We start from the raw sequence: 21129 nt of genomic DNA on the forward strand, positions 1-21129 counted from the left end.
TCTAATCGACCGGCACCGCGACCCAAGGGTGGCGGTGCTGGGGGTAGACCTGCTTGCCGGGGGCCGGGAAATCCGGATCGGCGAAGGCGCCGACGGCGACCGCGATCATCTCGGCCTTGCGCAACGGCTCCCAGTAGACCGTGCTGCCGCAGCGCGGGCAGAAGTGCTGTGTGACGTCGAAGCCACTGTCGGCTTCGCGGCGATAGGCCGTTGCCTCGCCGCTGATCTCGACCTCCGAGCGCACAAAGAAGGCGGCGATGCCATAGGTGCTGCCGGTGCGGCGCTGGCATTCGCGGCAATGACAAAGCGAGACGAGCGCCGGCTCGCCGCGGCAGATCAGGCTCAGAGACCCGCAAGAGCAGCGGGCATGTCTTTCCTTCATGGAGCCTCTCCGTGACGCCTTCATTTGCGTGCCCACAAAGCAAGCCGCGACAGTCTGGCGCAGCCGCGCAGCTGACGTATAGTGAGCGCCTTGACCATCATGGCATGCAAGGGGCGGCGGCATGACGATCTCGATGGCCGGGTTGCCGGCGTTCCTCCTGTATTTCTCTGTCGGCTTCGCGCTGATCGCCGGCTTCGCCGCGGTCTATATGCGGCTGACCGCCCATGACGAGGTCGCGCTGATTCGGGGCGGCAATCTCTCGGCCGCGATCGCCTTCGGCGGCAATCTCATTGGCTTCTCGGTGCCGCTTGAGAAGGCGATCGAGCAGGCGGCCAGCGTCCCCGACCTGGTGATCTGGGCGGTAATCGCCATGGTCATCCAGTTCGGCGCCTATGGCTTCGCTCGGATCGTCATCCCCAACCTCTCGCGCAAGATCGAGGAGGATCGGATCCCCTCGGCCGCGATGCTGGCGGTGATCGCCATCCTCAGCGGCACGCTTGCTGCCGCCAGCATGACCGAGTGAGGAGGCGTCGATGAAGCGCTCGACCCAGATCGGGCTTGCCGCTGCTGGCGTGGTGCTGGTGGCGACCTACTGGTCGCTCTCGGGAGGTGAGACCGACGATTCGCTGGTCTACAACAACGTCGCCGAGTGCCGGGCGGCCAACCAGCTCAGCGCCAGCCAGTGCGAGCAGCGCTTCAACGAGGCCTCGGCGAACCATCTGCGTGATGCCAAGAAGTTCACCAGCAGCGCCTCCTGCGAGCAGGAGTTCGGCGCCAGCGGCTGCCAGAGCGCGACCTGGAACAATGCCCAGGTCTTCATTCCGGCACTCGCCGGCATCATGCTGGCTCGGCAGTTCATGTCCGGCGGTGGCGCGGCCCAGCCGCTTTTGCCGCCGACCAGCTCGGCCTGCCCACCCGGCACGCGCCAGCCCGGCTCCGGCCGGCCGGAATGCGAGCAGCCGACCCGGACCTCGTCGTCCTCATCGTCGAGCGGAGGCTATTACGGCGGCAGCAGTAGCCGCTCGCGCGCCTATACGACGACCTCGGGCCAGGCGATGGTCGCCCGCAACATTTCCTCGACGGGCATGGCGAGCACGCCGAGCGTCGCTTCGCGGGGCGGCTTCGGCTCGACCTCGCGCTCCTTCTCCTCCTCGTCATCATCCTGATCATGCAGCGGCTTCGCGTAGCGCCACGCAAGGACTGGCAGGCGGAGGTCGAGCGTCTCGGCTTCGCCTATCACACGCTCGACGGAGCGACCTATTGGGATGAGAGCGTTGCCTATGCCTTCTCGCTGAAGGAGATCGAGGACGACATCGAGGCGCCGACCAGCGAGATCGAGGGGCTCTGCTTTGCCTTCGTCGAGCGCGCCCTCAAGGATGAGGAGGTCCTGCGCCGGCTCGCCATCCCGGAAGCGCAGTGGGGCCTGATCCGCGACAGCTGGCAGCGCGGTGATCGTAATCTCTACGGCCGACTCGACCTCGCCTATGACGGCAAGGGGCCGGCCAAGCTGCTGGAATACAATGCCGATACGCCGACCTCGTTGTTCGAGGCCGCCGTCGTGCAATGGGACTGGCTCGAGCAGGCGATGGCGCAGGGGCTGATCTCGCGCGGCTGCGACCAGTTCAACTCGTTGCACGAGCGCCTGATCGCCGCTTTCGGCCAGCTCCGTAACCCGCAGCCCGAGCGCATGCACTTCACCTGCGTGCAGGGCAGCTTCGAGGACAAGGGCACGGTCGACTATCTGATCGACTGCGCCAGCCAAGCCGGGATCGATGCCCGCTTCACCTTCATCGAGGAGATGGGCCTGCTCGCCGACGGACGTTTCTGCGACGGTGCCAGCCTGCCGATCGAGCTGCTGTTCAAGCTCTATCCCTGGGAGTGGCTGTTCCGCGAGCAATACGCTTCGGCGCTTGCCGGCTCGCGTTGCCAGTTCGTCGAGCCACCCTGGAAGGCGCTCGTCTCCAGCAAGGGCCTCTTGCCCTATCTCTGGGAGATGGCGCCCGGCCATCCCAATCTGCTGCCGGCCTATTTCGAGCATGACCCGCGTTGTTCGGAGCTCGGAGCGAACCACGTCCGCAAGCCGCTTTATTCGCGCGAGGGCGCCAATGTGACGCTGGTCGAGGGCGGGACGGTCCGGGACAGCGATGACGGCCCCTATGGCGCGGAGGGCTTCATCGTGCAGGCGACCGCGACGCTGCCGAATCTCGACGGCAATTATCCGGTGCTCGGCTCCTGGCTCGTCGCCTCGCAGCCTTGCGGCTTGGGGGTCCGCGAGGATACGACTCCGATCACCAAGAACACATCGCGCTTCGTGCCGCATTTCATCGAGCCGTAGCGCCAACGCTACGGCTTGCCCATGACCATGCCTTCAGAATCGCGCGGCCTCGACCATCTCGTCATCGGCGTCGCCGATCTCGATGCTGCCGGCACTTTCTATGAGCGACTCGGCTTTCGGGTCGGCGCGCGCAATCGCCATCCCTGGGGTACCGAGAACCGGATCGTCCAATTCCCCGGCGCCTTCCTCGAACTGATCACGATCGGCGACCGAACTTTGATCCCGCCGCACGCACCGCAGCGGTTTTCCTTCGGGGCCTTCGTGCGCGAAGCGCTGGCCCGCGGCGAGGGGATGTCGATGCTCGTGTTGGAGAGCCGCGATGCGGCCGGAGATGCCGTCGGCTTCCGCAAGGACGGGATCGGCGATTTCGAGCCGTTCTTCTTCGAACGACAGGCGCGCCGGCCTGATGGCAGCGAAGTGCGTGTCGCCTTCTCGCTCGCCTTCGCCGAGAATCGAGCGGCGCCCAAATGCGGTTTCTTCCTCTGCCAGCAGCACGAGCCGCAGAACTTCTGGAACCCCGCGTTCCAACAACACGAGAACGGCGCGAGCGGGCTCTCTGCCGTGTTCATGATCGCCGAGGAGCCCGCCGCGCAGGTCGATTTCCTTGCCGCCTTTTCGGGAGCGGAAAGCTTTGCGACAATGGAGGCGGGCCTACGCCTGCCGCTGCCGCGCGGGCGCCTTGAGGTGCTGACGCCCGAGGCGGCCGCAGCCATGCTCGATGACGATCGCGGACAGGAGCAGGCCTGTTTCGCCGGCTTCGCGGTTACAGTGCCGGATCTCGGACCTGTCAGGGCGAGGCTCGCTGAGCGCGATGTTGCATATCGCCATGATGGAGCGCGCATCGTCGTCCCGGCGAGCACGGCGCTTGGCTGCGCCATCGTCTTCGAGCTGGACTGACCCCGAGGCCCGGCCGATCAGCCCGTGCGGGCCTCGGCGCCGGCATGGGCCGGGCCTTCCGGCAGGTTCGCGAGCAGACCGAGCAAGGCGCGGTCGTGCAGGACGACCATGCGCTCCTTCGGTTTCAGCCAGATCACGGCGTCGGCGATCGTCTCGGCGTCGATCAGCTTGGCCTGGGCGACAGCGCGGTCGGGCTCGATCTCGCCGCGACGGCGCGGCTGGACCTGGGGCAGCATCGCCTCATGCGTCGCGCGCAGCATCGGGTCGGCATGGAGGGCGGCGAGCCCGTCGGCGTCGTCATGCCCGGCCTGCGCGAACTCGGCCTGCAATGCATTGGCGCGCAGCGCGATCGCCGGCGGATCGCCTTCCTCCGGCGTGATCAGGAGGCCGCGCCGCTTCAGCCAGAGCCCGAGCGCGAGATTCCCGGACGCCCAAGAGAGCGGAATCGCCAGCACGAGACCGACAATCGTCGGTGACATCCAGGCGAACAGCGAGGTCGCGATCATGAAAGCCGACAGGCCGGCGACCAGGCCGAGCAGTGTATGCATGCGATGCCGGCGGACGATGTCCTTGTACGGGATCGAGCCGTCGTCGCGCCGCTGCGGGTTCCAGCCGGTGTCACGCCCGACCAGGATCTGGAACACCGAGCCCGACTGGATCACCATCATGATCGGCGCGAAGAAGGCCGAGAACAGGATCTCGAGCAAAGCCGAGAGCGTGAGGCGGATGCCGCCGCCGCAGGCGCGCCTAAGCTTGCCGTCGAACAGTGTCAGCAGCAGGCCGAACAGTTTCGGAGCGAGCAGGATCGCCATGGTCAGCCCGAACAGGTTGAGCGCGCGTTCGGGGTCGAAGCGCGGCCAGATCGGGAAGAGCCGGAATTCCTCGGTGAAGTATTCGGGCCTGGCGTAGTTGACCTGCAGGACGATCAGGATGCCGACCACGAGCTGCATCAGCCAGAAGGGCGAGGCGAGGTACGCCATCATGCCGGTGGCGAAGTGCTGGCGGGTCGCCGTCAGCAGACCCTTGGCGCCGATGACGCGCGAATGCTGCAGATTGCCCTGGCACCAACGCCGGTCGCGGGTGGCGATATCGATTAGCGAGGGCGGGCTCTCCTCATAGGAGCCCGTCAGGTCGGGCAGCATGTAGACAGACCAGCCGGCCCTGCGCATCAGCGCGGCCTCGACGAAGTCGTGGCTGAGGACGTGGCCGCCGAAGGGCGGCTTGCCCTTGAGATCTGGCAGGCCGCAGTGGTCGGCGAAGGCCTTGGTCCGGATGATCGCGTTGTGGCCCCAGTAATTGCCGTCACGGCCGGACCAGATCGCGAGCCCGGTCGCGATCACTGGACCGTAGACGCGCGCTGCGAATTGCTGCAGCCGGGCGAAGAAGGTGTTGCGGTTGATGATCAGCGGCAGCGACTGGATGATACCGGCATCGGGATCGGCCTCCATCGCGGCGGCGAGACGCACGATGCAGGTGCCGGTCATCAGGCTGTCCGCGTCGAGCACGACCATATGCTCGTAATGCCCACCCCAGCGCATGACGAAATCGGCGATGTTACCGGCCTTGCGATGATGGTTCTTCGGCCGGTGCCGGTAGTAGATGCGGGCATCCGGCCCGAGCCGCTGGCGCAGGGCCAGGAAGGCGCGCTCCTCCGCCACCCAGATGTCGGGATTGGTCGTGTCGGAGACGATGAAATAGTCGAAATGGGCGCCTAAGCCCGTCACCTCGATCGATTCGCGGATCGCCGCCACTGCGGCGAAGGTCCGTGCCGTCGATTCGTTATAGATCGGCATGACCACGACGGTCTTCTGCGTCAGCGTCTCGGCGCGGGGGCTCTTCATAAGGCGCAGGAGCAGGGCGGAGAAGCCGAGGATGGCGCTGGTGAAGGCAAGCGCGATCCAGGAAAAGTTCACCGTGAAGAGGACGAGCAGCACATACTGCAGGAAGGTCGTGCGGCTGACCGACACGACATTGTACATCTCCCAGGCACCGTAGGCGGTCAGCACCCAGGCGCCGCCGAAGACGAAGGCTCGCGCCAGCCAGGGCGTGCGCCAGGCTTGCGGAGCGGCCGGCTTACGGGCTTCGGAGGCCTTCCAGCTGCGGAAGGACTGCACCGGCATCTCCAGCCGGTTCTCGGGCGGCGTCGCCTCGACCGGCGCCGGGCAGCTGGTCATGGGCTCGGTATCGCCCCGACGGGCAAGCGCGTCCACGGTCACCAGGTCCATCGGTTCAACAAGGTTTCCGAAGCCGGCTGGCCGCCGGCATCGAGCACAAGACGCAGCTCGGACAGAGTCTCGCTGCCCGGATCGACCTCGAAGGCGACGCGCATGGTCCGGCGCTCCGGATAGGGCCAGAGGCGCAGGTTCTGGATCGTGCCGGGACTCGCCGTGACATTGGCGCGGATCGCCGCGACGAGTGCCGGGTCGCCAAGCCTGTCGCCGCTGAAGTCGACGAGGAAACGGCGCCGGCGCGCCTGCGAGCCGCGGCCCTGCCGGATGCGGGTCGCGATGGCGAGCGGCGGCCGCTCCGGCGGCTGCCAGCACCAGGCCTGGCGATAGGCGACCGTGGTCTCGCTGCCGGCGGCGATCGGCTGGCGCGGCCGCCAATAGCTGATGATGTTGTCGTTGAGCTCGGATTCACTCGGGATCTCGATGAGCTGGACCGAGCCCGGTCCCCACTCGCCGAGCGGCTCCATCCAGACGCTCGGCCTGAGCTCGAAACGCTGATCGTCGTCGACGAAGGCGTTCGGGTCGCGCTCGCGCTGAATCAGACCGAAGCCGCGAGGGTTGGAATCCTGGAAGGAGGAGACCTGGAGACTGGCGGGGTTGCTCACCGGGCGGTAAATCCATTCGCCGTTGCCGGTGAACATCTGGACGCCCGAAACCTCGTGGACCGCTGGCCGCAGATCATCGAAGCCGCGCCGGCTTTGCGGGCCGGAAAGATAGGTGCCCATCACGCAGCCGAACCCGACATGGTCGAGATTGGCGCGGGCGAACAAGGTCATCTCGACATCGACCAGGGTGATGTCGCCGGGACGCAATGTCATGCGCACCGCGCCGGTGACGCTCTCTGAGTCGAGCAAAGCATGGATGACGAGCACGCCGGCGGCCGGGCTCGGCCGCTCGATCCAGTAGGCACGGAAGAACGGGATCTCCTCGCCGCGCTGTTCGCCTGGCCGCAGGATCAGGGCACGGGCCATCGCGCCGAAATTCTGGCCGCGCGCCAGCGAACGGAAGAACGTCGCGCCCTGGAAGAGCGCCAGTTCATAGGGACGCTCCAACCCGGCCGAGACCCGAAAGCCCGAGAATTGCAGGTCCGCGCCAGAGGGGGGCGGTGTCACCCGGCCGTAATTGAATTTTCCGGGGTCGAAGGCGACGCGCCGAACGACATCGTCCTCGACGGTGAACAGGCTCACCGGCGAAGAAAAGACGTAGCCGCGATGCAGCGGCTCGACGGTGAAGCCACGATTCTCGCCCGCCCAGATCATTCCGGAGGGCTGCGCCCGGATGCCGACATACTGATCGAAGGGCAGGGTAGCGTAACCTTCGGGCAAATCGGTCGCGACGAGCGGCACCATCGGCCGGCGCGAGAGGACGCGGGCGGCCTCGATCACGAGCGTGGGATCAAAGCGCTGGCCTTCGGCGATCACCGATTGCACCAGCCCGGCCCAGCTCGTCGGGGCCTGTGCCGTCGCCGTGCCCACGGCAAACCGCTGCGCAATGGCGCCGGTTGCAGCGAGGCTCAAAAATCGACGGCGATTCAAGGATTTCGACATCACATCCAACTTGGGCCGGCAAAGCTCTGCCGCCTTGCGCTTCTAGAGCATTTCGCGCGGGGCTGAAAAGCGCAGTGCAAGGCCAAAGGCGAAAAAAGGGACGCCTCGCGTGCAGGAATGCCATGCCGAAACGAAGCCGCGCCAGATTGCTCGCTCGGAGCCGGCGCAATGGCGCATCGTCCGTTGGGCTTTGCCAAATCCGCTCGCTATCGGCTATCCACCGCCGGTGCGGTATCCGCCGCGCCCGGGACGACGGCCGGTCATGGCCGCGTTTCCTCTGACGAGCATGTGACAGGACGATCATGACGGAAATGCAGCCCGCGCGGACCTGCCTCGCCATCGTGCTGGCGGCGGGCGAGGGGACCCGGATGAAATCGGCGCGGCCGAAGGTGTTGCACGAGGTGGCCGGTCGTTCGCTACTCGGCCACGCTCTGGCGGCCGTCACGGCCGCCGGCGCCGACGCGCTCGCCGTGGTGATCGGGCCCGACCGGCCCGATGTCGCCGCCGAGGTGAAGAAGCATGCTCCGCATGCCGCGATCTTCGTTCAGACCGAGCGCAAGGGCACGGCGCATGCGGTGCTCGCGGCGCGGGAGAGTCTGGCGGGCGACCATGACGATGTGCTGGTCGCCTTCGCCGATACGCCGCTGGTGCGTCCGGAGACCTTCGCCGATTTGCGTGAGCCCTTGCGCACCGGCGCTGCCGTCGCCGCCCTCGGCTTCGAGGCACGCGATCCGACCGGCTATGGCCGCTTTGTCACGCAGGCTGGCGAACTGCAGGGAATCGTCGAGCACAAGGATGCCGACGCGGCGACGCGCGCGATCACCCTGTGCAATGCGGGACTGATGGCACTCGATGGCAAGAAGGCGCTCGCCATTCTCGATGCGATCGGCTGTGCTAATGCGCAGAACGAATACTATCTGACCGACGCCGTCGCGGTGGCGCGCGCGCAGGGCCTGAAGGCCGTTGCCCGGGTCGCGCCGGAGGCCGAGGTCCAGGGCGTCAATGACCGCGCCCAGCTTGCCGCAGTCGAAGCCGACTTCCAGCGCCGCAAGCGGCTCGAAGTTATGCTCGCCGGCGCCACGCTGGTCGCGCCCGAGACCGTCTTCTTCAGCCACGACACCATCGTCGGGCGCGATGTCGTGATCGAGCCCAATGTCGTCTTCGGCAAGGGCGTCAGGGTCGCGGACAACGCCGTCATCCACGCGTTTTCGCATCTGGAGGGGGCGAGCGTCGGTCCAAGCGCCTCGATCGGCCCCTATGCGCGCCTTCGGCCGGGGGCGGAGCTGGCGAAGGGCGCCAGGGTCGGCAACTTCGTCGAGATCAAGGCAGCGATGATTGGCGAGGGTGTCAAGGTCAACCACCTGACCTATATCGGCGATGCCGAGATCGGCGCGAATGCGAATATCGGCGCCGGCACGATCACTTGCAATTACGACGGCTTCTTCAAGGCGAAGACGATCATCGGGGAGGGCGCCTTCATCGGCTCCAACTCCGCGCTGGTCGCGCCGGTGACGATCGGCGCCGGCGCCTATGTCGGCTCCGGCTCGGTCATCACCCGGGACGTCAAGCCGGATGCGCTCGCCGTCGCGCGCGGCCGGCAGATGGAGCGCGAGGGCTGGGCGGCGGCATTCCGGGCTGCAGCCCAGGCCAGAAAAGCCAGGCAATAGGCGATTTGCAGGGCATTTCGTTCACAGTTCGACATTCAACGTGATTTCGTAATTGCGCCGCCTCGGACTATTGCGATGCACATCGATATCAACGGATGAGGCACATTGATGTGCGGGATCGTGGGCATTCTCGGCAAGCAGGCCGTCGCAGGCCAGGTCGTCGAGGCGCTGCGGCGGCTCGAATACCGCGGCTATGATTCAGCCGGTGTCGCGACGCTCGAAGGCGGCAAGCTCGGCCGCCGCCGCGCCGAGGGCAAGCTCAAGAATCTCGAAGTGCGCCTCTCGAACGAACCGCTCGAGGGCCTGATCGGCATCGGCCACACCCGCTGGGCGACGCATGGCAAGCCGACCGAGACCAATGCCCACCCGCACGCCACCGAGAAACTCGCGGTCGTTCATAACGGCATCATCGAGAATTTCCGCGAGCTCAAGGCCGAACTCGAGGCGGATGGGCATGTTTTCGCCAGCGAGACCGACACCGAGGTCATCGCCCATCTCGTCACCCGCGAGCTCGATCGCGGCAAGGACCCAGTCGCGGCGGTCGGAGCGTCGCTGCCGCACCTGCGCGGCGCGTTTGCGCTCGCCTTCCTGTTCGAGGGGCAGGACGACCTGCTGATCGGCGCCCGCAAGGGCTCGCCGCTGGCGGTCGGGGTCGGCGACGGCGAGATGTATCTCGGCTCGGACGCGCTGGCGCTGGCGCCCTTCACCAACCTGATCGCCTATCTCGACGAGGGCGACTGGGTGGTGCTGAACCGCCAGGGCGCGACCTTCTATGACGCCGACGGTCAGCAGGTCGACCGGCGCGCCCAGCGCGTCGCCGCCGGCGCCTTCCTGGTCGAGAAGGGCAATTACCACCACTTCATGGCCAAGGAGATCCATGAGCAGCCGGAGGTCGTCGGCCACACGCTGACGCATTATGTCGACATGGCGAATGGCGTGGCGCGCTTGCCCTTCGAAGTGCCTTTCGACTGGAAGAGCCTGTCGCGGCTCTCCGTTTCGGCCTGCGGCACCGCCTATTATGCCGGCCTCACCGCCAAATATTGGTTCGAGAAGCTGGCGCGCCTGCCGGTCGAGATCGATGTCGCCTCGGAGTTCCGCTATCGCGAGGCTCCCTTGCCGGCGAACGGGCTTGCGCTCTTCGTCTCGCAATCGGGCGAGACGGCCGACACGCTCGCCTGCCTGCGCTATGCCCGCCAGGAAGGCCAGCACGTCATGTCGGTGGTCAACGTGCCGACCTCGACGATCGCCCGCGAGAGCGATGTCGTCGCCCCGACGCTGGCCGGTCCCGAGATCGGTGTCGCCTCGACCAAGGCCTTCACCTGCCAACTGACCGCGCTCGCTGGCCTCGCCATCGCCGCTGCCCGCGCCCGCGGCACGCTCTCGGCCGCGGAGGAAGCGCGCTATGTTCAGGAGCTGATCGCGCTGCCCGGCCTGATGGCTCAGGCACTGACGCTGGAGCCGGAGATCGAGAAGATCGCTCGCAAGCTGTCCAAAGCGCGCGACGTGCTCTATCTCGGCCGTGGCACCAGCTTCCCGCTGGCGCTTGAAGGCGCCCTGAAGTTGAAAGAAATCAGCTACATCCATGCGGAAGGTTATCCGGCTGGCGAGCTCAAGCACGGCCCGATCGCGCTGATCGACGAGGACATGCCGGTCATTGTGATCGCACCGCACGATGCGCTCTTCGAAAAGACTGCCTCGAACATGCAGGAGGTCGCGGCGCGTGGCGGGCGGATCATTCTGATCACCGACGCCAAGGGCGCGGCCGAAGCCGGGATCGTGCCGGAAGCGACGATCATCATGCCGGAGATGGATCCGCTGTTCGCACCGATCGCCTATGCGGTGCCGATTCAGATGATCGCCTACCAGACCGCCGTTTTCATGGGCAAGGACGTCGACCAGCCGCGTAATCTGGCGAAATCCGTCACCGTCGAGTGAGTCGTCTTTCCGGGACTTCGCGTAGCGAAGAGCCCGGAACCCATGAACACCGGCCTTTCCGTCATGGTCGGGCTTGTCCCGGCCATCACGTTTCCGCTGGTCGAAGGCCGTGTTCAAGACGTGGATGCTCGCCACAAGGGCGAGCATGACGAACTGGAGCAGCGTTGTGTTCATGGGTTCCGGGCTCAGGCCTTTGGCCTGCCCCGGAATGACGCAAAACGTCCGCTGAAGCCTTATTCGTCCTTCGGCTCCGGCCGGCTCGCGACATAGGTGCCGGCCGCGATCAGGCCGGCGCCGCTCAGCCAGAGCGCGATCGGCGGCGCATCGGTCGCTGCCATGATGACGAAACCCAGCAGCATCGAGCCGCAGGCGACATATTTTGTCTTGCGGTCGATCGCGCCCGTCTTTCGCCAGCGCACGATCTGCGGACCGAGCTGGGGATGGTTGACCAGCCAGCTCTCGAAGCGTGGCGACGAGCGCGAGAAGCACCAGGCCGCTGCGATCAGGAAGACCGTGCCCGGCATCACCGGCAGGATCAGCCCGACAATGCCGAGCAGCGTACAGAGCCAGCCGGCTGCGAGGTAGAGCGGCCGATGCCAGCGGCGTTGCGGTCTGGAAGGTTCGGACACGAAACTCGTCGATCCCGGCGAATCGGGGGTGGCCAGCGCCGCGCGCTCGGCTATCGTCTGATAGTGCGGCGCAATGTAGACGGGCCGCAAGAGCGGCTGGAGTCCTGGATCGTCGATGAACGCCCGCATGCCCGATCCGCGCCTCGTCGTTCAGACGGATCTGCTGCGGCCGACTTTCGGCACCAGGCTCAGGCGCTATTTCCTGACCGGGCTGGTGCTCGCAGCACCGCTCGCGATCACCGCCTCGGTGACCTGGTGGTTCATCAATCTGGTCGACGGAATGGTGAAGCCGCTGGTGCCGGCCCAGTTCTGGCCCGAAAACCATTTGCCGTTCCCGTTGCCGGGCTTCGGGCTGATCATCGCCCTGATCGGCCTGACGGTGATCGGCTTCTTCGCTGCGAACTTGGTCGGGCGCACGCTGATCGGCGCCGGAGAGTCGATCCTCGATCGCATGCCGGTGGTGCGAGGCCTGTACAAGGGCGTGAAACAGGTTTTCGAGACGATCTTTTCCCAATCCGGCACCTCGTTCCGCAAGGTCGGCATGGTGCAGTTCCCGCAGCCGGGGATGTGGTCGATCGTCTTCATCGCGCAGGAGGCGGCGCCCGAGATCGCCGGCAAGCTGCCGGATGGCGAGGAACAGATCGGCGTCTTCCTGCCCTGTACTCCGAATCCAACCACGGGCTTTTTCTTCTACCTGCCTCGCAAGGAGGTGATCGAGCTTTCGATCTCGGTCGAGGACGGCGCCAAGCTGATCATGTCCGCCGGGCTGATCCAGCCCGGCGAGGCAGTGCCGCGCGTCGGCGTCGAGACGGGCAAATAGCTCAGCCCTTCAGCGGCACCCAGATCTCGACGATGCCGTTGCCGGTCGCGCCGTCGAAGCGCTGGTCCATGCGTTCCAGCGTGACACCCATGGCGGGTTCGCGTCCTGATTTCGGCAACCAGTCGCGCCAGATCGCCTCATAGGTCTGCTTGATGCCGGTGATGTGGCCGCTGTGCTCGAAGACGGCACAGCGCTGCTCGGGTACGCTCAGCCGAGCGAACTCGTCCGGCAGGTCGCTGAAGGAGGAGACTTCGGCGCCGGCGATGTAGTCGAAGGCGCCGACATCGTCGCAATTATAGCTCGCGCCATAGGCGATGAAGCCTTTCTGGCCGGGGATATGGCCGAAATGCGGGACGATCCTCTGCCAGAGCAAAGGAATGCCTTCGGTCTTGCCGACCGAGAAATGGCCACTGAAGCCGGCGATCAGCATGGGCTTGCCGGTGACGAGGCGCGGCTCTGCGAGGGGCGTTGGGGATGCGGCATGCATGGACAGGGGCTCCACGAGGGCAAGGGAGGAGAGGTCGCGCCTTGAACGCAGCTCTTCCGGCGTGAGGCCGAATTGCTCGCGGAAGGCGCGGGTGAAGGCCTCGTGAGAGCCATAGCCCCAGTCGAGCGCGACCTGGAGGATGTCGGGTGCGCCGTTCGCCAGCTGGCGCGCCGCTTCCGAGAGCCGGCGCTCGCGGACATAGCGCATCACCGAGCGGCCGGTCGCCACGCCGAAGGCGCGGCTGAGATGGAAGCGGGAAACGCCGCTCACCTCCGCGATCTCGTCGAGCGAGAGCTCGGAGGCGAAGCGGCTTTCAATGCACCAGAGGGCTTTCTTGATGGGGTCCATGGCTCACTCACGAAACGCCGGCACCATGGCCAAGGCAAGATGGCCGCGCTTGATCGGGATTGCTGCCGCTTACGATCGCATCGCCTTGACGACATCGAGGAAGGCCCGTAGCGTCGGCGGTACGGCGCGGTGGCCGGGATAATAGACCGCGACCCGTTCGGAAGCTGGCGTCCAAGGCGCCAGAACCCGCAGAAGGCGTCCTTCCACCAACGCTGCCTCGGCAGCCGGGCTGGCGACATAGGCGACCCCTGAGCCCTTCACAGCGGCATCCACCATCAGTTCCTCGTCGTCGAGGATGATGGGGCCGGCTGCCTCGATCGTGAGCGCCTGGCCGGCCCGCTCGAACTCCCAACGGTAGAGTTTGCCGCCCGGCACGCGGTGGCCGATGCAGCGATGGCGATGCAGTTCGTCGGGTGTGGCCGGCTCGCCGAAGCGTTCGAGATAGGCCTGTGACGCGACGCAGATGAAGCTGACCTCGCCGGCGAACGGCACGGCGATCATATCCTTCGGAATCGAGTCGACCAGGCGCACGCCGGCGTCGAAACCTGCCGAGACGATGTCGACAAGCTTCCCTTCGACGACGAGGTCGACAACCACATCGGGAAAGCGATCGGCCATAACGGGCAGAACGTCGCGGACGAGGAGCGACGCCCCCAGCCGCGGTGCATTGATCCGGACGCTGCCGGCGACGCTGCCGCGAAAGGTGGCGATGCTGTCCAGCGCCTCGTCCAGCGTCGCGAGTGCTGGCTGCAAACGGCCGAGCAGTTCGAAGCCGGCTTCCGTCGGCGAGACGCTGCGCGTCGTGCGGTTGAGCAGCCGTACGCCCATGCGCTCCTCGAGGGCGCGCATCACATGGCTCAAGGTGGAGGGCGCGGTGCCGAGCTCATCCGCCGCGCGCCGGAAGCTGCGGCGGCTGGCGACGGCAACGAAGGCGGTGAGGTCGTTCAGCGATGGGCGAGTCATTGCTGGTAAATCTGCATCAGCCTGTACCAATTTCAATGTCTAATCCGAACAATGGCCGGGCTCCATCTCCTGTCGGCACGAGCGCAATCGCGTGGCTTCGGCCCGGTTGCGTTTTAAAAAACCGAGAAAGGAAACGAGATGCCTAAACGCGATGCGATTTTCCCGGCCGATCGGCACGCACTGTACGATCTCCACCAGTACTCGGCCGCCATCAGGCATGGCGACCTGCTCTTCATCTCAGGACAGGTCGGCAGCCGCGAAGACGGCTCGCCCGAACCGGTGTTCGAGGATCAGGTCCGGCGTGCCTTCGCCAATCTGCGCGCCGTGCTGGCGGCGGCAGGCGCGAGTTTCGACGACGTGATCGACGTCACCTCTTTCCACACCGACCCGCAGGCGCAGTTCGACACGGTGCTGGCCGTCAGGGCCGAGGAAATCGGCGATCCGCCCTATCCAAGCTGGACAGCTATCGGCGTGACCTGGCTCGCGGGGTTCGATTTCGAGATCAAGGTGATCGCTCGCGTCCTGGCTGCCGCTGCCGCGAGCACTTCGGGAGCGCAGGGCTGAGTGTCGCCTCAGCCTGCCCGCAGCAGGCGGATCGCGACGTCGCGCTCGAACAGATAGAGCAGCGTCCTGATCGCCTGCCCGCGTTCCGTCTCTAGCTGCGGATCGCGCTCGATCAGCAGGCGGGCATCGTCGCGCGCCGCCGCGAGCAGGTCGCCGTCGATTTCCGGCCTGGCGATGCGCCAGTCCGGAGAGCCGGACTGCTTGGTGCCGAGCACCTCGCCTTCGCCGCGCAGGCGCAAATCCTCCTCGGCGATGCGGAAGCCGTCCTCGCTCTCGCGCATGATGGTGAGGCGCGCTTCCGCCACCTGGCCGAGCGGGCCCTTGTAGAGCAGGAGGCAGGTCGAAGCCGCCGATCCGCGCCCGATCCGCCCGCGCAACTGATGGAGCTGGGCGAGGCCGAAGCGCTCGGCATGCTCGATCACCATGACCGAGGCATTGGGCACGTCGACGCCGACCTCGATCACGGTGGTCGAAACCAGCAGGCGCGTCTGACCGGCGACAAAGGCGGCCATCGCCGCGTCCTTGTCGCGCCCCGGCATCTGGCCGTGCAACAGGCCGACCTTGTCGCCGAACTCTTCCTGCAGTGCCTCGAAGCGCTGTTGCGCGGCCGCAACGTCGAGCGTGTCGGATTCCTGCACCAGCGGGCAGACCCAGTAGACCTGCGCGCCGGCATCCAGCGCCCGGCCGACGGCGCCGACGACTTCGTCATAGCGCTCGGAAGAAATCGCCTTGGTGGCGATCGGTTTCCGGCCAGCCGGCTTCTCGGCGAGGATCGAGATGTCCATGTCGCCGAACCAGGTCAGCGAGAGCGTGCGCGGGATCGGCGTCGCGGTCATCACCAGGATGTCGACCGCCTCGCCCTTGGCGCCTAGCAACAGGCGCTGATGCACGCCGAAACGATGCTGCTCGTCGACCACGGCGAGGGCCAGGTCATGGAAGGCGACGCCTTCCTGGAACAGCGCATGGGTACCGACGGCGATATCGATCTCGCCATTCGCCAAGCCTTCCAGCACCTGCCGGCGCCCGGCGCCCTTTTCGCGGCCGGTCAGCAAGGCGAGCTTAAGTCCGGCCTTGTCCGCCAAAGGAGCCAGGCGCTCGGCGTGCTGGCGAGCGAGGATTTCGGTCGGCGCCATCAGCACCGATTGCCGTCTGGCTTCGGCGGCAGCGGCCATCGCCATCAGCGCGACCACGGTCTTGCCCGAGCCGACATCGCCCTGGAGCAGGCGCAGCATGCGCTCCGGCTTTTCCATATCGTCATGGATGTCGGCGATCGCCTTGCGCTGGCCTTCGGTCAGCTTGAAGGGCAGGGCGGTTTCGATGGCGCGGCGCAAGGCGCCGTCGCCGGCAGTGGCACGACCGGCTGCCTTCTTCTGCTGGCGACGGACAAGCGCGAGCGCGATCTGGCTCGCCAGCAATTCGTCATAGGCGATGCGCCGGCGTGCGACGGTCTCGCCTGGGGCGGCCTTGAGGTCGACAGGATGATGCAGGGCGTCGATAGCATCGCGGAACGACACGAAATCGTTGCGCGCCAGGAAAGCTGCGTCCTGCCATTCCGGCAGTTCCGGACAGCGCTCGGCCGCGCCGGCAGCGATGCGGGCCATGACGCGCCCGCCAATGCCTTCAGTCAGGCCGTAAACCGGTTCGACCGAGGGCATGGTCGCGGCGAGCTTGGGGTCGAGGATGCGATCGGGATGCACCATCTGGCGCATGCCGTCCCAGAGCTCGAGCTTGCCCGAGATGATGCGATAGGCGCCGACCGGCAGGGTCTGCAGGAGATGGCGGACATCGGCGTGAAAGAAAACCAGCGTCACGTCGCCGGTCTCGTCCTCGACGAGGATGCGATAGGGCGCCTTGGCCTTGGTCGGCGGGGCAGGGCGATGCTCGGTTACCTTTGCCGAAAAGGTCGCGATCTCGCCGATCGGTGCCTCGATAATGCTCTCGCTCGGCCGCCGGTCGATCGCGCCGGTCGGCAAATGGAAGAGCAGATCAATGACGCGAGCGGCATGCGTTTCGTCGCCCAACAGCTTGTCGAGCGCCTTGGCGAGTTTGGGGCCGACGCCGGACAGCGCCGTAACGGGTGCGAAGAGTGGATCGAGAGCGGAGGGGCGCAATGGGCTCACGGCATGTCAGGAGTGCGAAGCCTCGCGGCGTTTCAGCCGCTGACTTCGCTTGGGTCGCTCGCTATATAGCTCGCGACGGCAGGCTCCGCGACGGGGCCGGCCCGTTTCGCATTGGACTGCGCGAGGGTAAACGATGAGCGGCTCGACGAGAACCAGCGCCGACCTCGACCCGCGCCGGCGCAAGATCCTGTTCCGCGCCTGGCATCGCGGCATGCGCGAGACCGATCTGATCATGGGCCGCTTCGCCGATGCCGAGGTCGGAGGGCTGAGTGAGGCCGAGCTCGACGAGTTCGAGCGCCTGATCGAGGTGCTCGACCGCGACCTGCTGAGCTGGATCACCGGCGAGGCTGAGGTGCCGTCGAATTACGATAGCGACGTGTTCAGGCGGCTGAAGGCGTTTCACCAGCACGACAAGCCGATCCATGTGTGAGGGCTTGGCCTGCTCCCTTCATTGTCATTCCGGGGCTTCGCGCAGCGAAGAACCCGGAACCCACGATCGGGTGAGCGGACAGGAACCACGCACCAGATGTTCCACCCAGTCGTGGGTTCCGGGTTCGCGCCTGCGGCGCGCCCCGGAATGACAAGCCATAGTCAGAATTGAAGCGTCCCGATGAGCATTCCGCCTCCCGCCCAGATCGCCAAGCCACAGCTCGAGCGCGTCCTCGATGCGCTGAACCGTGGCGACAAGCCGACGCTGTCCGGCGTACCCGATGGCTTCGACGCCGTCGTGCTCGCTGATCTGACGCGCGCCCGCGCCAAGAAGTCGGAAGGGCCGGCGCTCCTCGTCTTCGTCGCCCGCGACGGCCAGCGCCTGCAGGTGCTGGAGAATGCGCTGCAATTCGTTGCGCCCGATCTCGAGGTGATGAGCTTCCCGGCCTGGGACTGCCAGCCCTATGACCGCGTTTCCCCGGCGCCCTCGATCGTCGCGCACCGGATGACGACGCTGTCGCGGCTCGCCCGGACCAAGTCGGGCGACAGGCCGCGTTTGCTGCTGACCACGGTCAACGCCGCGCTCCAGCGCGTGCCGGCGTTCGGCAAGGTCGCGTCCGAGAGCTTCTCGGCCGCGCCCGGCAACATGGTCGACACCGAGGAGCTGGCGCGCTGGCTCGACATCAACGGCTATCTGCGCACCTCGACGGTGCGCGAGACCGGCGAATTCGCCGTGCGCGGCGGCATCGTCGATCTCTATCCGCCGGGCATGCCGGCGCCGATCCGGCTCGACTTCTTCGGCGACACGCTGGAATCGATCCGTACCTTCGATCCGGAGACGCAGCGCACCACCGGGCAATTGCGCGGGCTCGACCTCGTGCCAATGTCCGAAGCGCAGATGACGAGCGACAGCATTCGCCGCTTCCGCCAGTCCTATATCGCGACCTTCGGCACGCCCGGCCGTGACGACACCCTCTACGAGGCGGTGAGCGAGGGGCGGCGCCCGGCGGGCCTGGAGCATTGGCTGCCGCTGCTGGCGGAGAAGCTCGACACGCTCTTCACCTATCTGCCCGATGTGCCGATCGTGCTCGACCATCAGGCCGAGGATGCGGTCGGTGAACGCATCAGCCTGATCAAGGACTATTACGACGCCCGCAAGAGCGCGCTCGGCCAACCTTCGCCGGGCTCGATCCCCTACAAGCCGCTGCTGCCGGAGGCGCTCTATCTCTCGCCGGCCGACTGGCGCGGGCTCATTGGCGAGGCCGGTGTCGCCTCGCTGACGCCGTTCCAGCTGCCGGAGAGCGAAGGCAAGCTCGTCGTCGATCTCGCCGGCAAGCAGGGCCGCAGCTTCGCGGCCGAGCGTGCCGACAATGCCGGCAGCGTCTTCGATGCCGCCGTCGCCCATGTGAAGGCACTGGAGGCCGAGGGGCGGCGGGTCATCCTCGCCGCCTGGTCGGAAGGCTCGCGCGAGCGCCTCGCCCATGTGCTCGCCGATCACGGTCTCAAGACCGTGCAGATGACCGGCTCATTGCGGGCTGCGTTCGACCTCAAGCCCGGTACAACCGCCCTCGCTGTCTGGGGCTTCGAGACCGGCTTCGAGGCCGGCAAGCTCGCGGTCATCGGCGAGCAGGACATTTTGGGCGACCGGCTGGTGCGGCCGCGCCGCAAGACGCGCCGGCCGCAGGACTTCATCAATGAGCTGTCGTCGCTGACGCCGGGCGACATCGTCGTCCATGTCGACCACGGAATCGGCCGCTTCGTCGGCCTGCAGACGATCACGGCCGCCGGCGCGCCGCATGACTGCCTCGAAATCCACTATGCCGGCGACGCCAAGCTATTCCTGCCGGCCGAGAATATCGAGCTGCTCTCGCGCTACGGCTCGGAGGACACCGAGGTCATGCTCGACCGGCTCGGCGGCGGCGGCTGGCAGGCGCGCAAGGCCAAGCTGAAGCAGCGCATCCGCGAGATGGCGGGCAAGCTGATCCAGATCGCCGCGGCCCGCGCGCTCAAGGAGGCGCCGCGCTTCGTGCCGCAGGGCGGACTCTATGACGAGTTCTGCGCCCGCTTCCCCTATGAGGAGACCGAGGATCAGCAGAACACCATCGACGCCGTGCTCGACGACCTCGCGGCCGGCCGCCCTATGGACCGGCTGGTCTGCGGCGATGTCGGCTTCGGCAAGACCGAGGTCGCGCTGCGCGCCGCCTTCACCACGGCGCTTGCCGGCAAGCAGGTCGCAGTCGTGGTGCCGACGACCCTGCTCGCGCGCCAGCACTACCGCAATTTCGTCGAGCGCTTCGCCGGGCTCCCGGTCAAGGTCGGCCAGGCATCTCGCTTCGTATCGGCGCCCGATCTCAAGGCGGTGAAGCAGGGCATCAGCGACGGTACCATGGACATCACCGTCGGTACCCACGCTTTGCTCGGCAAGAGCATCGATTTCAAGGATCTCGGCCTCGTCATCGTCGACGAGGAGCAGCATTTCGGCGTTGCCCACAAGGAACGGCTGAAGGAGATGCGCGCCGAGGTGCACATGCTGACGCTGACCGCGACGCCGATCCCGCGCACGCTCCAGCTCGCCATGACCGGCGTGCGCGAGCTCTCGATCATCGCGACGCCGCCGGTCGACCGCCTTGCCGTGCGCACCTTCGTCACGCCCTTCGATCCGCTGATCGTGCGCGAGGCGCTGCTGCGCGAACGCTATCGCGGCGGGCGCTCGTTCTATGTCGTGCCGCGCATCGAGGACATCGCCGAGGTCAAGGACTTCCTCGACAAGCAGGTGCCCGAGGCCAAGGTCGGCATCGCCCATGGCCAGATGGCGGCAGGCACGCTGGAAGACGTGATGACGGCCTTCTACGAGGGCCAGTACGACATCCTGCTCTCGACCACGATCGTCGAGTCCGGGCTCGACATCCCGACCGCGAATACGCTGATCGTCCACCGCGCCGACATGTTCGGCCTGGCGCAACTCTATCAGCTGCGCGGTCGTGTCGGCCGCTCGAAGGTGCGCGCCTATGCGCTCTTCACCGTGCCGGCCAACCGCAAGCTGACCGACCAGGCCGACAAGCGCCTGAAGGTTCTGCAATCGCTCGACACGCTGGGCGCCGGCTTCCAGCTCGCCAGCCACGACCTCGACATTCGAGGCGCCGGCAACCTGCTCGGCGACGAGCAGTCCGGCCATATCAAGGAGGTCGGCTACGAGCTCTACCAGCAGATGCTGGAGGAGGCGGTGGCGGCTCTCAAGGCCGGCATCGAGATCGAGAGCGACGCGCAGTGGTCGCCGACGATCCAGATCGGCGCGCCGGTGATGATTCCCGAGCACTATATCGGCGACCTGACACTGCGGCTGACGCTCTACAAGCGCCTCTCGACCATGGATGACGATGGCGAGCTGCAATCCTTCGGCGCCGAGCTGGTCGACCGCTTCGGCCCGCTGCCAGAGGAGGTGAAGCAGCTGCTGGAGATCGTCGCGATCAAGGCTTTGTGCAAGCGCGCCAATGTCGAGAAGGTCGAGGCGGGGCCGAAGGGCATCATCGTCGCCTTCCGCGACAACGAGTTCGCCAATCCGGAGGGGCTCGTCTCCTATGTCGCGAAGATCGGTACGCTGGCCAAGGTCCGCCCCGACATGCGCGTCGTCTTCATCGACGATTTGGAGAGCGCCGAGCAGCGGCTGACGGGCACGCGGCGGTTGCTGACCGATCTGGCGCGCATCGCCGAGCGGAAGAAGGCGGCGTAGGTCTTCAGCCGTCATTCTCGGGCGAAGCGCAGCGGAGACCCGAGAATC

The 21129-nt window shown here is 66.5% G+C and carries 18 protein-coding genes; 11 read left to right on the forward strand and 7 right to left on the reverse strand.

Annotated features, from left to right (window positions below):
- Position 1: 1 nt before the first annotated feature.
- Entirely contained in the window at positions 2 to 382 is a 381-nt protein-coding gene (locus ACSQ24_RS11775) for a GFA family protein (RefSeq protein ID WP_436094850.1), read from the reverse strand.
- Between the two features lie 121 nt (positions 383 to 503).
- Between ACSQ24_RS11775 and ACSQ24_RS11780 the strand changes: the two genes are divergently transcribed.
- From ACSQ24_RS11780 to ACSQ24_RS11795, 4 genes are read left to right on the forward strand one after another with little or no spacing between them, the layout of a single operon-like run.
- A complete protein-coding gene (locus ACSQ24_RS11780) occupies positions 504 to 905 on the forward strand; it encodes a DUF350 domain-containing protein (protein ID WP_436094851.1) in 402 nt (133 codons plus the stop codon).
- 10 nt (positions 906 to 915) lie between these two features.
- Entirely contained in the window at positions 916 to 1548 is a 633-nt protein-coding gene (locus tag ACSQ24_RS11785; protein WP_436094852.1) for a DUF1190 domain-containing protein, read from the forward strand.
- Positions 1549 to 1550: 2 nt separating this feature from the next.
- On the forward strand, positions 1551 to 2717 hold the full coding sequence (locus ACSQ24_RS11790) for a glutathionylspermidine synthase family protein (protein WP_436094853.1): 1167 nt from the start codon (positions 1551 to 1553) through the stop codon (positions 2715 to 2717).
- A 21-nt stretch (positions 2718 to 2738) separates the two neighbouring features.
- Positions 2739 to 3614, forward strand: a complete 876-nt coding sequence (locus tag ACSQ24_RS11795) for a VOC family protein (RefSeq protein ID WP_436094854.1) — start codon at positions 2739 to 2741, stop codon at positions 3612 to 3614.
- Positions 3615 to 3631: 17 nt separating this feature from the next.
- On the opposite strand, the gene mdoH is transcribed toward ACSQ24_RS11795, so the two are convergent.
- Positions 3632 to 5788: a glucans biosynthesis glucosyltransferase MdoH gene (gene mdoH / locus ACSQ24_RS11800; protein ID WP_436094855.1), complete on the reverse strand. Its 2157-nt coding sequence runs from the start codon at positions 5786 to 5788 to the stop codon at positions 3632 to 3634.
- A 38-nt stretch (positions 5789 to 5826) separates the two neighbouring features.
- Positions 5827 to 7317 (reverse strand): glucan biosynthesis protein, encoded by a 1491-nt coding sequence (locus ACSQ24_RS11805; RefSeq protein WP_436094856.1) that lies wholly within the window; start codon positions 7315 to 7317, stop codon positions 5827 to 5829.
- Positions 7318 to 7700: 383 nt separating this feature from the next.
- On the opposite strand from ACSQ24_RS11805, the gene glmU reads away from it, so the two are divergent.
- The 3 genes from glmU (at position 7701) to ACSQ24_RS11820 (ending at position 11261) form a co-directional block, all read left to right on the forward strand.
- Positions 7701 to 9056: a bifunctional UDP-N-acetylglucosamine diphosphorylase/glucosamine-1-phosphate N-acetyltransferase GlmU gene (gene glmU / locus ACSQ24_RS11810; RefSeq protein WP_436097877.1), complete on the forward strand. Its 1356-nt coding sequence runs from the start codon at positions 7701 to 7703 to the stop codon at positions 9054 to 9056.
- Positions 9057 to 9164: 108 nt separating this feature from the next.
- On the forward strand, positions 9165 to 10991 hold the full coding sequence (gene glmS / locus ACSQ24_RS11815) for a glutamine--fructose-6-phosphate transaminase (isomerizing) (RefSeq protein ID WP_436094857.1): 1827 nt from the start codon (positions 9165 to 9167) through the stop codon (positions 10989 to 10991).
- A 42-nt stretch (positions 10992 to 11033) separates the two neighbouring features.
- Positions 11034 to 11261: a hypothetical protein gene (locus tag ACSQ24_RS11820; protein WP_436094858.1), complete on the forward strand. Its 228-nt coding sequence runs from the start codon at positions 11034 to 11036 to the stop codon at positions 11259 to 11261.
- Here ACSQ24_RS11820 and ACSQ24_RS11825 read toward each other — a convergent pair.
- Entirely contained in the window at positions 11225 to 11749 is a 525-nt protein-coding gene (locus ACSQ24_RS11825; RefSeq protein WP_436094859.1) for a YbaN family protein, read from the reverse strand. The two genes, ACSQ24_RS11820 and ACSQ24_RS11825, sit on opposite strands and share 37 nt — an antisense overlap.
- On the opposite strand from ACSQ24_RS11825, the gene ACSQ24_RS11830 reads away from it, so the two are divergent.
- A complete protein-coding gene (locus ACSQ24_RS11830; RefSeq protein ID WP_436094860.1) occupies positions 11736 to 12440 on the forward strand; it encodes a DUF502 domain-containing protein in 705 nt (234 codons plus the stop codon). The two genes, ACSQ24_RS11825 and ACSQ24_RS11830, sit on opposite strands and share 14 nt — an antisense overlap.
- 1 nt (position 12441) lies before the next feature.
- Here ACSQ24_RS11830 and ACSQ24_RS11835 read toward each other — a convergent pair whose 3' ends face one another.
- Together ACSQ24_RS11835 and ACSQ24_RS11840 are read right to left on the reverse strand one after the other, a co-directional pair.
- Positions 12442 to 13275, reverse strand: coding sequence for an AraC family transcriptional regulator (locus tag ACSQ24_RS11835; RefSeq protein WP_436094861.1), 834 nt, complete (start codon positions 13273 to 13275; stop codon positions 12442 to 12444).
- 69 nt (positions 13276 to 13344) lie between these two features.
- A complete protein-coding gene (locus ACSQ24_RS11840; protein ID WP_436094862.1) occupies positions 13345 to 14238 on the reverse strand; it encodes a LysR family transcriptional regulator in 894 nt (297 codons plus the stop codon).
- Positions 14239 to 14376: 138 nt separating this feature from the next.
- On the opposite strand from ACSQ24_RS11840, the gene ACSQ24_RS11845 reads away from it, so the two are divergent.
- A complete protein-coding gene (locus tag ACSQ24_RS11845; protein WP_436094863.1) occupies positions 14377 to 14802 on the forward strand; it encodes a RidA family protein in 426 nt (141 codons plus the stop codon).
- 8 nt (positions 14803 to 14810) lie between these two features.
- Here the strand turns inward: ACSQ24_RS11845 and recG are convergent, their stop codons facing one another.
- Positions 14811 to 16913, reverse strand: coding sequence for an ATP-dependent DNA helicase RecG (gene recG, locus ACSQ24_RS11850; protein ID WP_436097878.1), 2103 nt, complete (start codon positions 16911 to 16913; stop codon positions 14811 to 14813).
- 142 nt (positions 16914 to 17055) lie between these two features.
- Between recG and ACSQ24_RS11855 the strand changes: the two genes are divergently transcribed.
- Both ACSQ24_RS11855 and mfd read left to right on the forward strand, forming a co-directional pair.
- Positions 17056 to 17352 (forward strand): succinate dehydrogenase assembly factor 2, encoded by a 297-nt coding sequence (locus ACSQ24_RS11855; RefSeq protein ID WP_436094864.1) that lies wholly within the window; start codon positions 17056 to 17058, stop codon positions 17350 to 17352.
- Positions 17353 to 17532: 180 nt separating this feature from the next.
- Positions 17533 to 21081, forward strand: coding sequence for a transcription-repair coupling factor (mfd, locus tag ACSQ24_RS11860; protein WP_436094865.1), 3549 nt, complete (start codon positions 17533 to 17535; stop codon positions 21079 to 21081).
- Positions 21082 to 21129: the final 48 nt, after the last annotated feature.

This window comes from Allobosea sp. LjRoot237 (assembly GCF_964253285.1).
In the GTDB taxonomy this organism is placed as follows: domain Bacteria; phylum Pseudomonadota; class Alphaproteobacteria; order Rhizobiales; family Beijerinckiaceae; genus Allobosea.

Bases quoted from the DNA above. Each gene is read 5' to 3' on its own strand.
- ACSQ24_RS11775 (WP_436094850.1), bottom strand. From the start codon at position 382: ATGAAGGAAAGACATGCCCGCTGCTCTTGCGGGTCTCTGAGCCTGATC.
- ACSQ24_RS11780 (WP_436094851.1), top strand. From the start codon at position 504: ATGACGATCTCGATGGCCGGGTTGCCGGCGTTCCTCCTGTATTTCTCT.
- ACSQ24_RS11785 (WP_436094852.1), top strand. From the start codon at position 916: ATGAAGCGCTCGACCCAGATCGGGCTTGCCGCTGCTGGCGTGGTGCTG.
- ACSQ24_RS11790 (WP_436094853.1), top strand. From the start codon at position 1,551: ATGCAGCGGCTTCGCGTAGCGCCACGCAAGGACTGGCAGGCGGAGGTC.
- ACSQ24_RS11795 (WP_436094854.1), top strand. From the start codon at position 2,739: ATGACCATGCCTTCAGAATCGCGCGGCCTCGACCATCTCGTCATCGGC.
- mdoH (WP_436094855.1), bottom strand. From the start codon at position 5,788: ATGACCAGCTGCCCGGCGCCGGTCGAGGCGACGCCGCCCGAGAACCGG.
- glmU (WP_436097877.1), top strand. From the start codon at position 7,701: ATGCAGCCCGCGCGGACCTGCCTCGCCATCGTGCTGGCGGCGGGCGAG.
- glmS (WP_436094857.1), top strand. From the start codon at position 9,165: ATGTGCGGGATCGTGGGCATTCTCGGCAAGCAGGCCGTCGCAGGCCAG.
- ACSQ24_RS11820 (WP_436094858.1), top strand. From the start codon at position 11,034: ATGAACACCGGCCTTTCCGTCATGGTCGGGCTTGTCCCGGCCATCACG.
- ACSQ24_RS11830 (WP_436094860.1), top strand. From the start codon at position 11,736: ATGAACGCCCGCATGCCCGATCCGCGCCTCGTCGTTCAGACGGATCTG.
- ACSQ24_RS11825 (WP_436094859.1), bottom strand. From the start codon at position 11,749: ATGCGGGCGTTCATCGACGATCCAGGACTCCAGCCGCTCTTGCGGCCC.
- ACSQ24_RS11835 (WP_436094861.1), bottom strand. From the start codon at position 13,275: ATGGACCCCATCAAGAAAGCCCTCTGGTGCATTGAAAGCCGCTTCGCC.
- ACSQ24_RS11840 (WP_436094862.1), bottom strand. From the start codon at position 14,238: ATGACTCGCCCATCGCTGAACGACCTCACCGCCTTCGTTGCCGTCGCC.
- ACSQ24_RS11845 (WP_436094863.1), top strand. From the start codon at position 14,377: ATGCCTAAACGCGATGCGATTTTCCCGGCCGATCGGCACGCACTGTAC.
- ACSQ24_RS11855 (WP_436094864.1), top strand. From the start codon at position 17,056: ATGAGCGGCTCGACGAGAACCAGCGCCGACCTCGACCCGCGCCGGCGC.
- mfd (WP_436094865.1), top strand. From the start codon at position 17,533: ATGAGCATTCCGCCTCCCGCCCAGATCGCCAAGCCACAGCTCGAGCGC.